The following is a 14,285-nucleotide window of genomic DNA, read 5'->3' on the forward strand; positions in this document are numbered from 1 at the left end:
CGGCCCGCCTCCGCCGCGACTGCCGCCGGCCCAGCCGGCTGCCGGTCCGGGCGGGCCCGCGGACGCCCGGCCCGCCGGGCATGCGCGGGGCGAGGCGGCCGACGGGCACCGCCGGCACCCGAACCGGGCCAACCCGCATCCCGTTCCTTCCGGACCACCGGTCCGGTTGGGATTTGCACTGCGATCAACTCGAACTCCGACACGGACCCTGTGGTCTCAGTCGGCCGACGACACCAGAGCAGTGGACCGAATCCGTGGCGTGGGCCACACCGAACTGCCATTCCCAGACCCGGACCAGGCGCCCGCCCACGACCCCGCCGAGGTAGCCGCCCGGACACTCGCGGAGACCCTCCCGACCTTTCAGAAAATGCCATTTCCCGTCATCGAAAGAATTGTGGAACGGCATTTATTTTTCGGTGATATGGCAATCTCCAAACCGAGAATGCCATGTCCGATATGTCGCACCCCGAACACAGAGAGTCCATGATCGCCGTCTGGCGGGCCCTAGACGGTACCCGGCTCGCCGCGCGATGGCCAGGTCAGCACCGGTGCGGCCGGAGCGGTCCCTCCGTACGGCACAATGTTGGCAATCGCTCGATCTCCGGCTATAACCTTGCCCACGACATATCGGCGTATTCGCCGTCAGTGATGTAACGCAGGTCGGTTCGGTCGTTGTCCGTGCGACCTTCGAAGGATCAAGGAAGCGAGCTGCATGCTGCTCACTGCTGCGAGACGTGTAGGGCGCGCCCTGCTCGTGGTCTTACTGGTGACCATGGGGGCTGTGGTGCTGCTGAGCCTGGCTCCGGGGTCTGCCGCCTCTGTCATCCTGGGAGAGAACGCGACACCCGAGGCGATCGACGCACTCAACGCCGAGCTCGGACTCGACCGGCCCCTGTGGTCCCAGTACGTGCACTGGCTGGGCGATGCCGTCACCGGTGACCTCGGCGAGTCGCCGATCACCCACCAACCGGTCCTCGACGCGATCTTCGAGCGCCTGCCGGTGACCCTGGAGCTGGCCGCGCTGGGCCTGATCGTGGCGCTCGTCATCGCCATCGGTCTGGCCGTGCTGTCGGCGACCTGGCCCGGCTCCCCGCTCGACCGGGCGATCGCGGCCCTGTCCAGCGTCTTCCTCTCCGTCCCCGCCTTCATCGCCGGCCCCGTCCTCGTCTACCTGTTCGCCCTCCAGACCGGCTGGTTCCCGGTCACGGGCTGGACCCGGATCAGCGAGGACCTCGGCGAGAACCTGCGTGGGGTGGTCCTGCCCGTCATCGCGATCTCGCTGACGGAGATCGCCTCGTTCCACCGTCTGCTGCGCACCGACCTGATCAGCACGCTGCGCGAGGACTTCATCGGGGCCGCCCGCGCCAAGGGCATGAGCCCGGGCTACGTGATGGCCCGGCACGCGCTGCGCCCTTCGTCGTTCTCCCTCGTCACGCTCGTCGGCATCAACCTCGGCCGGCTGATCGGCGGCACCGTGATCGTCGAGTCGTTCTTCGCCCTGCCGGGCCTCGGGCAGCTCGTGATCTATTCGATCACCGCCCGTGACATCATCACCGTCCAGGGTGTGGTCGTGTTCATCGCCGTGGTCTACGTGGTCATCAACATGATCGTGGACCTCAGCTACGGCTGGCTCGACCCGCGCGTCAGGAAGGCGGCCACCGCATGACCAGCCCCGACGTGGTGGAGAGCGCCACCCCCTTACCCCCAGGCTCCGAAAGCGCCGCGACGGCCCTCGGCCCCGCCGGCGCCGCCCCGGTCGCCACCGGCGCAATGCCGGACGTCCCCCGCGTGCACCAGCCCCGCTCGATCCTGGTGTACCTGTCCTACGCCTGGCTGATCGCGACGATCCTGCTGGCCGCGCTGGCGGACGTGCTGCCGCTGGCGTCCTACTCGATCCCGATCGGGCGGCCACGCCAGCCACCGAGCGCCGAGTCCCTCGACATGCTGCTGGGCACCGACCAGCAGGGCCGGTCGCTCCTCTCCCGCTGTGTCTACGGGGCCCGGGTGTCCCTGCTCATCGGCACCGCCGCCGGGCTGATCGGCGCGGCCATCGGAACCCTGCTGGGCATGATCGCCGGCTATCTCGGCCGCGGCACCAAGGCGACCATCAGCCTGGTCACCGACGCGATGCTCGCCTTCCCGCCGCTGATCCTCCTGCTGGCCCTCTCGGCGATCCTCACGCCCAGCGTGAAGACGCTGCTGTTCGGCCTGACGCTGCTGATCATCCCCACGTTCATCCGCCTCGCGATCGCCAACACGCTCGCCTGGTCGTCCCGTGAGTTCGTCACTGCGGCCCGGAACATGGGCGCCAGCCACAGTCGGATCCTGGTCAAGGAGATCCTGCCGAACCTGCTCCCCCCGCTGGGCGCGTTCCTGCCCGTGGTGATGGCGGCCCTGATCGTCGCCGAGGGCTCCCTGAGCTTCCTGGGTGTCGGCATCCCACCGCCCCAGCCCAGCTGGGGCGGGATGATCTCGGACGGCAAGGAGGCCATCGAGACCGCGCCGCACATGGTGTTCGTCCCGGCCGCCGCGATCTTCCTGACGGTGTTCGCGCTGAACCAGGCCGGCGACCACCTGCGCCGCCGTTTCGACCGGACGATGCGCGACTAGCCCGGTCCGTCGCCTCCCCTCGCCGCCGTCGGCGCTGTCGACCTGATCCGGTCCACAGACACGGCGACTGCGTTCCACCTGGTCGCCCATACCGCGCCGGACTCCGCGGAGCACCGGCTTCTGAGCCGCGACAGCGCGACCCGTGGAGCGCTGGATCGAGTTCCATTCCTGACCGGTGCACGGACCTGGGACCCCGTGCCCGCGTCTCCCCGCTCCGACACAGCGAAAGGCACGGAATGTTAAGGAACACCCGGATTGCCATGACGGCGATCCTCTGTAGCGCAGCACTTGCCCTGGGGGCCTGCGGCGGCGGAAGCAGCAGCAGCGACAGCGACAAGGCCGACACCTCGTCCTCCTCAGGAGCCGCGGGTGAGGCGGTGGCCGGCGGCACGGGCCGGATCCTCGCCCTCAGCGACCCGAGCACTCTCGACCCCGCGGTGCTCGGCAACGCCGCGCCGACCTCGGCCGCCATCGGCAACGCGCTCTACGGCACTCTCCTGATCGACGACGCCAGCGGCAAGACCCAGTACAAGATGGCCGAGTCGTTCGAGACCACCGACGAGGGCGCCACCTTCACCCTGAAGCTCCGCTCCGGCCTGGTCTTCTCCGACGGCACTCCGCTCGACGCCGAGGCCGTCAAGTTCAACTGGGACCGCTACAAGGACCCGGCGAACCGCTCGACCCACCTCGCCGAGGCGACGCTCGTCTCCTCCACCGAGGTCGTCGACGCCCAGACCCTCAAGATCACCATGGTCAGCCCGATCCCGTCCTTCGCCGGAGCCGTGGTCAACAGCTGCCTGAACTGGATCGCTTCCCCCGCCGCGCTACAGAAGGGCGCGGCCGCGTTCGACGAGGACCCGATCGGCGCCGGGCCGTTCACCCTGGAGAGCTGGACCCGCCAGGCCGAGCTCAAGCTGGTCAAGAACCCGAAGTACTGGGACGCGCCCAAGCCCTACCTCGACAGCCTCACCGTCCGTGCGGTGCTTGACGCCAACCAGCGCCTGAACACCGTGACCACCGGTGGCGCCGACGTCGCGATCGACTCGAACCCGCAGAACATCGACAAGGCCAACGCCGGCGACCTGTCGGTCAACGTGGAGAGCCTCAACGGCGGCTTCTTCATGGCGCTGAACACCCGCCGCGCGCCCTTCGACGACGTGCGTGCCCGGCAGGCGTTCAACGCCGCGGTCGACCTGGAATCGGCGAACCTGGCCGTCTACGACGGCACCGCCGAGATCCCCGAGACGCTGTTCACCAAGGACTCCCCGCTCTTCGAGGACATCCCGCTGCACAAGACCGACCCGGCGAAGGCGCAGCAGCTCTTCGACGAGCTCGCCGCCGAGGGCAAGCCGGTCACCTTCACGTTCAGCAGCTTCCCGTCCACCGAGAACCGCTCGCTGGCCGAGAACATCCAGGCACAGCTGAGCGCCTTCAACAACGTCAAGGTCGAGGTGAAGGTCGTCGACTACGCGCAGATCCCCGCGCTGCGCGCCACCTACGACTTCGACGTCCTGGTCTCCTCCTCGTTCTTCCGCAGCCCCGACCCGCGGCTGGTGACGGCGTTCTCCGCCGACTCCCCGGCGAACCTGTCCGGCATCAAGGACCAGCAGCTGTCCGACGCGCTGATCGCCGGGCGCACCGCGACCACCGACGCGGAGCGCAAGGCCGCCTACGGCACCGTGCAGAAGCGGCTGGCCGAGCTGTCCCCGGTCCTCTACTACACCCGGGCCACCTTCGCCGCGATCGGGCGGCCGGCGGTCGGCGGGCTCCAGCAGTACGGCAGCGGTTCACTGCTGCCCGAGGAAATCTGGATCAAGAAGTAGTCGGCTGACCGGAGGATGGACGAGAGGTCCCACACGCCCATGAGTACTGAACCTGTCCTGCAGGTACGCAACCTGCGCGCCTACATCGGCACCCCGCGCGGTGTCGTCCGGGCCGTCGACGACGTGTCCCTTGACCTCGACCGTGGGCACGCCCTGGGCGTGGTCGGGGAGTCCGGGTCCGGCAAGTCGGTGATGGCCCGGGCGATCATGGGACTGATGCCCGGGCGGTCAGGATGCTCGGGTCAGGTGCTCTTCGAGGGCCGGGACCTGCTCACCCTCCCCCGCAAGCAACGCGCCGAGATCTGGGGCAAGCACATCGCGATGGTGTTCCAGGATCCCGGCCGGTCGCTCAACCCGGTCGTCCGGGTGGAGCGCCAGCTGACCGAGGGGATGCGCAAGCATCTCGGGGTCAGCCGCACCGAAGCGCACGGCCGGGCCCTCGACCTCCTTCGGGAGGTCGGGGTGCCCGACCCCGAGAAGCGGCTGCGCAACTATCCGCACGAGCTGTCCGGCGGCATGCGCCAGCGGGTCATGATCGCGACCGCGCTGGCCTGCCGGCCGACGCTGCTCATCGCGGACGAACCAACCACCGCGCTGGATGTCACCGTGCAGCGCCAGATCCTCGACCTGCTGCGCCGCGTGCAGCGCAGCCACGGCATGTCGATGATCCTGATCAGCCACGACCTGGCGATCGTCGCGGGCCGGACCGACCGGACCGCGGTCATGTACGCGGGGAAGCTCGCCGAGAGCGGCGCCACCCGTGAGGTCTTCGACGCGCCCCGGCACCGCTACACCCACGCGCTGCTGGAGGCCACCCCCACCATCGACCACGAGCGGCATGCACCGATGCGGCTCATCACCGGCTCCCTGCCCGACCCGACGGCACCGCCGCCGGGCTGCCGCTTCGCGGCCCGGTGCTCGCACGCCGACGCGGCCTGCAGCGACCCCGGACCGCAGATGGTCTCCATCGGCACCGACCACGAGGTCGCGTGTCTGAGCCCGGTGCAGACCAGCACCGAGCAGATCACCGGAGGTGAGCTCGTTGGCCGGTAGCGGCACCGCGCACCTGCGCGGCGAGGAGGCCCTGCTCAGCGTGCGGGATCTCGTCGTCGAGTACCCGACGAAGGGAGGAGTCGTCCAGGCGGTCTCGAAGGTCAGCTTCGACGTCCTGCCCGGCGAGACCCTCGGGATCGTCGGCGAGTCCGGCTGCGGCAAGTCGACCACCGGGCGGGCGGTGCTGCGCCTGGACCGGCTGACCGCGGGTCAGATCGACTTCGCCGGCGAGCGCATCGACGAAGCCAGCGGGAAAAGGATGCGCGAGCTCCGGCGCTCCATTCAGATGATCTTCCAGGACCCGGTGGCGTCTCTGAACCCGCGGCGCAGCGTGAAGGACATCGTCGTCGAGGGCCTGGCGGTGACCGGCGCCCCGGCCGCGGAGCGGGCGTCCACCTCGTCGTCCATCCTGGAGCAGGTCGGCCTGGGCAGCGAGCGCTTCGCCGACATGATGCCCCGCCAGCTCTCCGGTGGGCAGGCCCAGCGGGTGGCGATCGGCCGCGCGCTCGCCCTGCACCCGCAGTTACTGATCTGTGACGAGCCGGTGTCCGCCCTGGACGTCTCCGTTCAGGCGCAGATCCTCAACCTCATCGAGGAACTGAAGGCCCAGTTCAACCTGACCGTCGTCTTCATCGCCCACGACCTCGGGGTCGTGCGCGCGGTCAGCGACGACGTGCTGGTCATGTACCTGGGCAAGGTGTGCGAGTTCGGCGACGCGGACATGGTCTACGACCAGCCCGCCCACCCCTACACCCGCGCGCTGCTCGACTCCGTCCCGTTGACGGATGCCGAGCGCGGGTTCACCGGCCCGGCGCTCGAAGGCGACCTGCCGTCCCCGCTCTCACCGCCGACCGGGTGCCGTTTCCGGACCCGGTGCCCGCGGGCGGAGGAGCGGTGCGCGGCCGAGGAGCCGCAGATCCAGGAGATCCGCCCCGGCCAGTACGCGGCCTGCCACTTCCCGCTGAGCCTCGGCGCCACCGTCACCCTCGCACCGGCCGCGGAGGAGCCCGCGGCGGAGGCGACCCCTGAAGGCACCGCCGAGGCGGCCGCCGTGCCGGCCGCGGTGCCCGCCGAACCGGTGACAGCCGCCGAACCGGTGACAGCCGTCGAGCCGGTGGCAGCCGTCGAGACCAGTGCCGAGCCCCTGGCCAAGCCCGCGGCCGCGGAGAAGCCCAGTCCTGTGGACGAGCCCGCTCCCGTGGAGAAGGCCGTGCCGGTGGAGAAGGCCGTGCCGGTGGAGAAGGCCGTTCCAGCCACGGCGGCAGCGACGGCCGCCGTCGCCGAGAAGTCCGGACCGACGGACGAGGCTGCCGCAACGACGGCCGAGAAGCCGGCCGACACCGGCACCGGGTCACCGGCCGCGGAGAGTGAGGCGGTGACCGCGCCTGTCGTCCCGGTCGCGGCGGAGGTTCCCGCCAAGCCGGCAGCCCCGGCGGAGGAGGCCGTCCCGGCCGAGGACCTCGTCCCCGGAGAGACGGCCGTCGTCCCGACGGAGACGGCGGAAACGGAAACGGCGGCCGTTCCGGCCGAGGCCACGGCTGCGACCATGGCCGCGGAGCCGGCCGCCGCCGCTACCGCCGCCGCGGAGCCCACGAAGAGCGCACCCGCGAAGTAGCCGAGGCCCGAGGCCGGCCTCCCGCTCAGGGGGCGTCTCCCGATCGGGGGACGCCCCTTTCGCATGCCGGGCCGGGAGCAGGCGGCCGGCCCGGCGACCGTCGTTCGCCGGGCCGGACCAGGGGGCAGGCGGGGCGGCCGGGTCAGCGGGCGGCGCGGGCCACCGTGGCGATCGAGCAGGGTTTGCCGCCGGGACCGCGGGCGGTCACCCGGTACACGGCCACCGAACGCCCCCGGTGCTCGGGCCGCACCTCGTAGACGACGGGAACCTCCAGGTCGGCCCGGCGCAGGTAGTGGATCGTGACGGAGGTCGTCGCGAAACGTCCTTCCGGATCGGCCGCGGCGGCCGCCTGTTCGGAGCCGCAGAACAGGATGCCGCCGTGCATGGCGCCGCTGCCGTTGCCGAACTCCGGGCGGTTCGGGGCGACGATCGGGTCACCGCTGCCGGCGCCGCTCCGGCCGGCGGGGCCGAGGGTGTCACGGGCCGAGAGGTCGGCGGCGGTGGTCAGAGTGCTCGCGCGGATCCCCTCCGGCTGCGACCAGCCGGCCGGGACGATGCGCAGGTGCGCACGGCCGGTGGCGACCAGGCGTCCCGCGCCGTCGACGATCTCGCAGCGGGACAGGCCGCGGGCCGCGTCGACGGCGACGACCGTCCCGGTCGCGAGCAGGCTCGGCCCGGTCCACGGCGGCGGCAGGACGACCTCGACCGACAGCTCGAAGGTGACCAGATGCGTGCCGGGCGGGCGGCTGACGAAGACGGGGCGGCCGAGCACGTCGTCGGCCAGGACGCCGAGGGCGCCGACCGCCGGTGTGCCGTCGACGCCGTCCAGCCACGGGCCCACGGCCATCGACAGCTTGGTGCCCTCCGGCCCGGTCCGGTACCCCGACACCCGGAAGAGCGCCTGTGGGCCGCCGATGCCGTCGCTCACGTCGGCCAGCTCCGCCGGCTCGCGCCGGTCGGTCACGCCAGCCGGGGCGGCAGTTCCGCCACCGTCCCGGGGACCCTGCCGCGCGTGCGGGACGGACAGACCTGGTGCCAGACCCGAGCTGCTGGTCACGAACGACGCCCCTCCCCGTGGTCACCGCCGGCAGCGGCAGTCCGTCCAGGTCGGGAGGGAGGACGCCACCGGTCCTCGCATCCTCCGGGTGGCTGGTCGCCCACGACAAGCCACGCCGTGTGCGTGTCAGCAAGGACACATCAGAGGTGCCAGGTCGAGCGGGGGACGTCTCGACGGGATCCGCCAGGCCGCCGAACGGCGCGATCAGGGTGTCAGGAAGGGGTTGTCCCAGGTGTCGAGGGCCGTCACGGTGTGCAGCGGGCGGCGGCGGACCGGACCGTGCCTGCCCACCGGCCAGCCGGCCGCCACCAGCGCGGCGATACGCCAGTCGTCCGGGATGCCGATGATCGAGCGCAGCTTGTCCTCGGCGAACGTGAACCAGGTGCTGGGCACCGTGCCGAGGCCCTCGGCGCGGGCGGCGAGCAGGAAGTTCTGCATCGCCGGGAAGATCGAGCCGCCCTCGATGAACTCCGGGACGAACCCGGTGAGCCGGTAGCAGAACAGGACGTACACCGGCACGTTCTCGAAGTTGTCCACCAGGTGCAGCATCGTGCGGGTGAGCCGGGCCTGCCGCGAGGTGTCGTCGGCCGGCGGCGGTTCGGCCGACTGGCCGTAGATGGTGCGCACCCAGTCCCAGCCCTCGCGGAACGCCGGGCCGAGCACGGCGCGAACCTCCGGGGAGCGCAGCACCAGGAACTTCCACGACTGCGCGTTCGAGCCGGACGGAGCCCAGGTCGCGGCTTCCAGGCACCGGGCCAGCACCTCGTCGGACACCGGGTCGGGCCGGAACCGGCGCAGCGACCGCGCCGTGCGCATGGCCTCCCGCAGGTCGATCGCGGGCGCCGCCCCGGGCTCCAGATCACTCATTCGTCCTGAACTCCTTCGCTGCAGCTGCGCTGCCGGCGACTCCGCCGCTCGGGGTCAGCTCTCCGCCCGGCGCAGGATCTGACGGGCCTGCGCCACCAGCGGGGCGTCGATCATCTGGCCGTCGAGAAGGAACACCGCGCTGTCCGCGCTGCCGGCCACGACCCGCCGCGCCCAGGCGACCTCGTCGGCGGACGGCTGGAAGGCCTGGCGCACCACCGCGGCCTGTGACGGATGGATGCAGGCCTTCGCGACGAAGCCGCAGGCGACCGCCTCGTCCGCCTCGGCGGTCAGGGCGGGGACGTTACCGACGTCCAGGAACACCGTGTCGATGGCGGGCACCCCGGCGACGGCGGCGTTGAGCAGCACCGTCGACTTCGCGAACCGCGCGATGTCGCGGTAGGTACCGTCCGGCAGGCGGCTACCGCTGCCGCCGAGGGAGGCCATCAGGTCCTCGGCGCCCCACATCACGCCGACGACGTTCGGCGCGCGTACCACCTCGGCGGACGCCAGCACACCGCGTGCCGTCTCACACAGCGCGAGGACCTGGTAGGGCGCGGCGTCCTCGACCTGCTGGGCGCTCTCCGTCTTCGCCAGCATGATGACCCGGTACTCGGTCTGCGCCAGGGCGCGCATGTCCTCGTCGTAGTCGGCCGTCGTACGCGGGTTCACCCGCACGATCACCCGGGCGGGATCCACCGGGTTCCCGACGAGGGCCTTGCGGGCCTCGGGCCGGTTCGCCGCGGCGACGGCGTCCTCAAGGTCGATGATGACGGTGTCAGCCGCCGCCAGCGCCTTCCCGTATCGCTCCGGCCGGTCTGCGGGGCAGAACAGAAGGGATGATCCCAGGGTCCACTCGGTCACGTTGTCTCCCAGCTCGACACAGCCCGGCGCATCAGAACCACGGACCGTTCAGCCAGTCGCGGCGGAATCGCCGGAACCAGCCGGGACGCGCAGCATCAGCGCGGTGCGGTCGGCCCGGGCGACAAGAACACCCTTCTGGTTCAGTGCCCGGTGCTGGAACACGACCACGCCGTTGTCGGGCCGCGACCGCGAGTCCCTTTTCGACAGGACCTCCGTCTCGGCGTAGAGCGTGTCACCGATCAGGACCGGCGCCGGAAACGCGATTTCGCCGAACCCGAGGTTGGCGACCGTGGTTGCCTGGGTGAGCTGCGCGACGCTCAGGCCGACCATGATGGACATCGTCATCAGGCTGTTCACGAGCCGCTCGCCGAACTCCGTCGACGCGCTGGCCGCGGCGTCAAGGTGCAGACTCTGCGGATTCATCGTGAGGGTGGAGAACAGCGTGTTGTCCGCCTCGCCGACCGTGCGGCCCGGGCTGTGGACATAGACCACACCGGTCTGAAGTTCCTCGAAATACAGCCCTCGCTGCTGAATGCGCGTCACATCTCCACCTGAATGTTTTCGCCGATTTCACGACGCATGACGTCCTGTACTGTACGGACCTGACAACACAACTGTCAACGCGCTTACCAAACAGCGAGACACCTGTTGCCGCCGGGTGCACATAGCAGCTTTCCGGGTCACGGTCGAGCGATGCGGTGTCCCTGGTGGCAAACATCGCTTTCCGCCGGCGGGCCGCGAACCGCCGCACCGAACTCGGGCAGCAGAGAAGCGGGACACAACGCCGGAAGACCGTCATCGGCGGAACACCCGGGCTCACCACCCCCGACGACGTCCGCGCCGAGCTCGGTACGGCCGTGGACGGCTGGGCGGTGGGGCTTCGGGAGATGTACGAGGCGCCGATGTCCCGCCCGAACGGGCAGGTGGGCTTCCGGGTCGAGAACGCCCTGCTGCTGCGCCGACCCGGAGGACCAGCAGGCACCGGGCCCGCGGCGTAGTCGGGGCAGAGGCCGGTCAGGGTGGCGGTGTGGTGCGGTGCGGTGCGGGTGGGGCCGGCGCACCGGGACGCCCCACCCGCACGGCGGTCAGGTGGTGATGATGGAGACGCCGGCGGTGCCTGGTGCGCCGTAGAGCTGGGCGTAGCCCACGCGGGGGGTGCCGGGGACCTGCCGGTCGCCGGCCTGCCCGCGCAGCTGCAGGACGAGTTCGTGGATCTGGCGCAGGCCGGAGGCGCCGACCGGTTCACCGTTGGCGATGAGCCCGCCGTCGGTGTTGACGGGCAGCCGCCCACCGATCTCGGTCGCGCCTTCGGCGAGGAGTTTCTCCTGGTCGCCGTCCGCGCAGAAACCGTTCTCCGCCATGTGCATGATCTCGGCCCCGGAGTCGGTGTCCTGGACCTGGATGACATCGACATCGCCGGGGCCGATCCCCGCGGTCTCGTACGCGGCCCGGGAGGCGTACACCGTGGGGGCCTCGGCGGGTTCCACCGCAGCCCAGGAGCTGTGGACCTCGTGCGCCCCGTAGCTGCGGGTACGCAGGACGCTCGCGCGCAGGTAAAGAGGCGTGGAGGTGAAACGGCGCGCGATGTCGGCCCGGCACAGGATCACCGCGGCCGCACCCTCGTCGGGGCTGCAGAACATGTACTTCGTCAGCGGGTAGTTCAGCATCGCCGAGGAGAGGATCTCGTCCTCCGTGATGGCCTTGCGGCGGAACGCGTTCGGGTTCAGGACACCGTTGCGGTAGTTCTTCGCGGCGACCCGGGCCAGGGTGCGGTGCGAGATCCCGTGGTCGTGCATGTAACGGTTGATCTTCATACCGAAGAACTTCGTGGTCAGGAAATGACCGATGTCGCCATACCACGGCGGGGCACTGTAGTGCACGGGATCCGCGGTGAACGCACCGAACGCGTGCTTGTCCATCCCGACAGCCAGACCGATGTCGTACTTCCCGTAGCGGATCGCGTCCGCGGTCAGTTCCAGCGCGGTCGCCGCGGTCGCACAGCCGTTGTACACGTCCATGAACGGAATACCGGTCAGGCCGAGCAGGCTGACGACCGCGTCGGGGTTGTCGACCTCGCAGCTGCCCCCGAACGCGAACTGCACCTGCTTCCACTCGATACCCGCGTCGGCGAGAGCGGCCCGGACCGCCTCCGCCCCCATCTGGATCGCGGACTTGTCACCGAAACGCCCGAAGGGATGGATACCCACCCCGATGATCGCGACGTCCTCCATGTCAGTGTCCTCCCTCGGACGGCGCGAACGCGTAGGACATCACCTGGGTGCCGTCCTCGTCGGTACGGAACGGATAGATCACCAGCTCCAGACCCATCCCGAAACTGATCTGCTCCGGATCACTCACGGTGAGCCGGCCCTCGACGCGCACGTCGTCCCCGAGCTGCACCAGACCGACCGCGAACGGTCGGAACGTCTCCGGCGTCTCCCCACTCGCGTACGGCGCCTTCGGCAGGAACTCCTGCGTCGTCCACGTCCACAGCGTCCCCTCCCGGGGCAGCAGATGCCGCGCCATCTCCAGCTTCCCGCACCGCGGACACGCATCCTGCGCGGGGAACGTCACCGCCGCGCAGCTCCCACACCGCGTACCGATGAGCTGTGGACTCTCCGCCGGCCACGTGAACACCTCGGGAGCAAAGGGAACTTGAGCCATCAGAACACTCCTAGCATCACGACCGGCCCACAAACCGTCTCCGGCTTCACCCAGGAAAAGGACAACGGAGCAAACCCGAGGGCGTGCCAGGCGCACCGACGACGGCGTGGTGCCGGTACAGCGCCGGCGCTGGAGGGACGAGCAACGGGTTCCAACCCTCCACGTCATTCGGATCGCCCACCCGGCGGTCTCGCCAGGCCGGGACGATCAGCGGGCAGCCGAGAGCAGCCGACTCTCAGATGCAGCATATGCCCTTCTCGCCCGCACTCGCACGGGAACGATCCCGGCGGCGGGCACCGCGACGGGCACCGCGACGGGCACCTCGACGTACACAGACAGTCACCCCCTACCCTGTCGCCCGGTCGGCACCGGGCGAGGTCGCCGTGCTCATCAAGTCCACCGAGGTCTCGCTGGCCACGGGCAGCGTGGCGGGCCTCAGCATCCGCAACCAGCTCCGCGGCACCGTCACCTCCATCGACACCGGCGGCGCCATGGCCGTCGCGCACCTCGAGCTCGACAACGGAGGGCAGCTCACCGTGGCGATCACCCTCGACGCGGTGAAGGACCTCGGCCTGGCGGCTGGTGCGCAGGTGACCGCGCTGGTCAAGTCGACAGAGGTCGCCCTCGCCGCCACGTGACCGCCGCATGGCCGCCGCATGACCAAGGCCACCTGACCAAAGTCGCGGGAGCGCGCTCCTTGCGGCCTACCAGCGCCAGCAGCTCCATATCACCACGTATCTTCGGCGATATGTCCGCCCAGCACCGGTTGCGGGCGGTTTGTCCCGAGGAGGGCTTGGCGGTGGCGGAACAGGTTGGCCCGGAGTTCGGCCCGTTGGCGGCTCTCGCCGGCGAGTGGGAGGGGGACCAGGGCGTGGACGTCGCCTTCGGCAACTCCGAAGGCTCGATGATCACTACCCCCTATCGCGAGAAGATCACATTCAAGCCGTTCGGGCCCGTGGACAACGGCGCCCAGCAGCTCTATGGGCTGGACTACCACATGGCCGCGTGGCGGCACGGTGAGGACAAGGCGTTCCACACCGAGATCGGCTACTGGCTGTGGGACGCGGTGCTCGGCCACGTCATGCGGTGCTTCATGGTCCCCCGCGGCCAGGTGCTCATCGCGGGAGCTGCCGTCGCCCCGGACGCGACGACCTTCACGCTGCGCTCCGAGCTCGGATCGACGACCTACGGGATCCTGTCGAACCCGTATCTGGCCCGGGCGGCGAACACGACGCTGTACGAGGTGACCGTCGCCGTGTCCGCCGAGGGCGGTCTCTCCTACGACTCGACCACGACGATCACACACGCCCGGGTCGCCGACCCGGTGGCGCACACCGACCGCAACGTCCTACACAGGGTTGCCGGGGCCTGACTCCCCCGGGTCACCCTGGCCACCCTGGCCGCACCGCGACACCGCACCGCGACACCGGGTGCTCTCCGAGGCTCACTCCGCACCCGCTCATCTTCACAGCCCGGTACACAACGTCCCGTCGGTGCCATACACGCACCGGCGGGACGTTCTTTTCTCCGCACACGGATGGGCACCGGCGACACCTGGCGTGACCTGCGCGGCCGTACCCACAGGCGGCCGGAAACCGGTAAACCCGCGACCTTTACCTGGTGCACAAACGACCCAGGGCGCGGGGCAATCTATTGACACACAGCCGGCCCCTCACGATGCTTGGTTACGCGCGGAGGCAAAAGACCGGAGGTGTCCCGGGCACTTACTTCGTTC

General features: G+C 70.3%; 13 protein-coding genes and 1 pseudogene. 8 read left to right on the plus strand and 6 right to left on the minus strand.

Annotated elements, in window-relative coordinates:
• Positions 1-712 precede the first annotated feature (712 nt).
• From B207_RS0113040 to B207_RS41355, 5 genes are all read left to right on the plus strand, one after another.
• The gene (locus tag B207_RS0113040; RefSeq protein ID WP_026311010.1) at positions 713-1,666 is read left to right on the plus strand and encodes an ABC transporter permease; all 954 of its coding nucleotides are present in this window, start codon (positions 713-715) and stop codon (positions 1,664-1,666) included.
• A complete protein-coding gene (locus B207_RS0113045; protein ID WP_018636986.1) occupies positions 1,663-2,610 on the plus strand; it encodes an ABC transporter permease in 948 nt (315 codons plus the stop codon). Before B207_RS0113040 ends, B207_RS0113045 begins: the two co-directional genes overlap by 4 nt.
• A gap of 260 nt (positions 2,611-2,870) precedes the next feature.
• Positions 2,871-4,433 (plus strand): ABC transporter substrate-binding protein, encoded by a 1,563-nt coding sequence (locus B207_RS0113050; RefSeq protein WP_018636987.1) that lies wholly within the window; start codon positions 2,871-2,873, stop codon positions 4,431-4,433.
• A gap of 39 nt (positions 4,434-4,472) precedes the next feature.
• Positions 4,473-5,486: an ABC transporter ATP-binding protein gene (locus B207_RS0113055; protein ID WP_018636988.1), complete on the plus strand. Its 1,014-nt coding sequence runs from the start codon at positions 4,473-4,475 to the stop codon at positions 5,484-5,486.
• Entirely contained in the window at positions 5,467-7,101 is a 1,635-nt protein-coding gene (locus B207_RS41355; RefSeq protein ID WP_230204999.1) for an oligopeptide/dipeptide ABC transporter ATP-binding protein, read from the plus strand. Before B207_RS0113055 ends, B207_RS41355 begins: the two co-directional genes overlap by 20 nt.
• A gap of 142 nt (positions 7,102-7,243) precedes the next feature.
• On the opposite strand, the gene B207_RS0113065 is transcribed toward B207_RS41355, so the two are convergent.
• The 4 genes from B207_RS0113065 to B207_RS0113080 form a co-directional block, all read right to left on the minus strand.
• Positions 7,244-8,158 (minus strand): PaaI family thioesterase, encoded by a 915-nt coding sequence (locus tag B207_RS0113065; protein ID WP_230205000.1) that lies wholly within the window; start codon positions 8,156-8,158, stop codon positions 7,244-7,246.
• A 204-nt stretch (positions 8,159-8,362) separates the two neighbouring features.
• Entirely contained in the window at positions 8,363-9,025 is a 663-nt protein-coding gene (locus tag B207_RS0113070; RefSeq protein ID WP_018636993.1) for a nitroreductase family protein, read from the minus strand.
• 54 nt (positions 9,026-9,079) lie between these two features.
• Positions 9,080-9,886: an HpcH/HpaI aldolase/citrate lyase family protein gene (locus tag B207_RS0113075; protein WP_018636995.1), complete on the minus strand. Its 807-nt coding sequence runs from the start codon at positions 9,884-9,886 to the stop codon at positions 9,080-9,082.
• A 48-nt stretch (positions 9,887-9,934) separates the two neighbouring features.
• A complete protein-coding gene (locus B207_RS0113080) occupies positions 9,935-10,429 on the minus strand; it encodes a MaoC family dehydratase (protein ID WP_018636997.1) in 495 nt (164 codons plus the stop codon).
• Between the two features lie 164 nt (positions 10,430-10,593).
• On the opposite strand from B207_RS0113080, the gene B207_RS41360 reads away from it, so the two are divergent.
• Positions 10,594-10,884, plus strand: a complete 291-nt coding sequence (locus B207_RS41360) for a hypothetical protein (protein WP_230205001.1) — start codon at positions 10,594-10,596, stop codon at positions 10,882-10,884.
• A gap of 87 nt (positions 10,885-10,971) precedes the next feature.
• Here the strand turns inward: B207_RS41360 and B207_RS0113090 are convergent, their stop codons facing one another.
• On the minus strand, positions 10,972-12,117 hold the full coding sequence (locus B207_RS0113090) for a thiolase family protein (RefSeq protein ID WP_018636999.1): 1,146 nt from the start codon (positions 12,115-12,117) through the stop codon (positions 10,972-10,974).
• 1 nt (position 12,118) lies between these two features.
• Positions 12,119-12,550, minus strand: a complete 432-nt coding sequence (locus B207_RS0113095) for a Zn-ribbon domain-containing OB-fold protein (RefSeq protein WP_026311013.1) — start codon at positions 12,548-12,550, stop codon at positions 12,119-12,121.
• Positions 12,551-12,927: 377 nt separating this feature from the next.
• Between B207_RS0113095 and B207_RS39725 the strand changes: the two are divergent.
• Together B207_RS39725 and B207_RS0113105 are read left to right on the plus strand one after the other, a co-directional pair.
• A pseudogene (locus B207_RS39725) lies at positions 12,928-13,188 on the plus strand (TOBE domain-containing protein); the annotation flags it as partial.
• 161 nt (positions 13,189-13,349) lie between these two features.
• On the plus strand, positions 13,350-13,922 hold the full coding sequence (locus B207_RS0113105; RefSeq protein WP_018637002.1) for a heme-binding beta-barrel domain-containing protein: 573 nt from the start codon (positions 13,350-13,352) through the stop codon (positions 13,920-13,922).
• Positions 13,923-14,285: the final 363 nt, after the last annotated feature.

Origin of the sequence: Parafrankia elaeagni, assembly GCF_000374165.1 — a bacterium.
GTDB classification, from domain to species: Bacteria; Actinomycetota; Actinomycetes; order Frankiales; family Frankiaceae; genus Parafrankia; species Parafrankia elaeagni.

Excerpts from the sequence above, each read along its gene's own strand:
- B207_RS0113040 (WP_026311010.1), top strand. The coding sequence starts at position 713 with ATGCTGCTCACTGCTGCGAGACGTGTAGGGCGCGCCCTGCTCGTGGTC.
- B207_RS0113045 (WP_018636986.1), top strand. The coding sequence starts at position 1,663 with ATGACCAGCCCCGACGTGGTGGAGAGCGCCACCCCCTTACCCCCAGGC.
- B207_RS0113050 (WP_018636987.1), top strand. The coding sequence starts at position 2,871 with ATGACGGCGATCCTCTGTAGCGCAGCACTTGCCCTGGGGGCCTGCGGC.
- B207_RS0113055 (WP_018636988.1), top strand. The coding sequence starts at position 4,473 with ATGAGTACTGAACCTGTCCTGCAGGTACGCAACCTGCGCGCCTACATC.
- B207_RS0113070 (WP_018636993.1), bottom strand. The coding sequence starts at position 9,025 with ATGAGTGATCTGGAGCCCGGGGCGGCGCCCGCGATCGACCTGCGGGAG.
- B207_RS0113090 (WP_018636999.1), bottom strand. The coding sequence starts at position 12,117 with ATGGAGGACGTCGCGATCATCGGGGTGGGTATCCATCCCTTCGGGCGT.
- B207_RS0113095 (WP_026311013.1), bottom strand. The coding sequence starts at position 12,550 with ATGGCTCAAGTTCCCTTTGCTCCCGAGGTGTTCACGTGGCCGGCGGAG.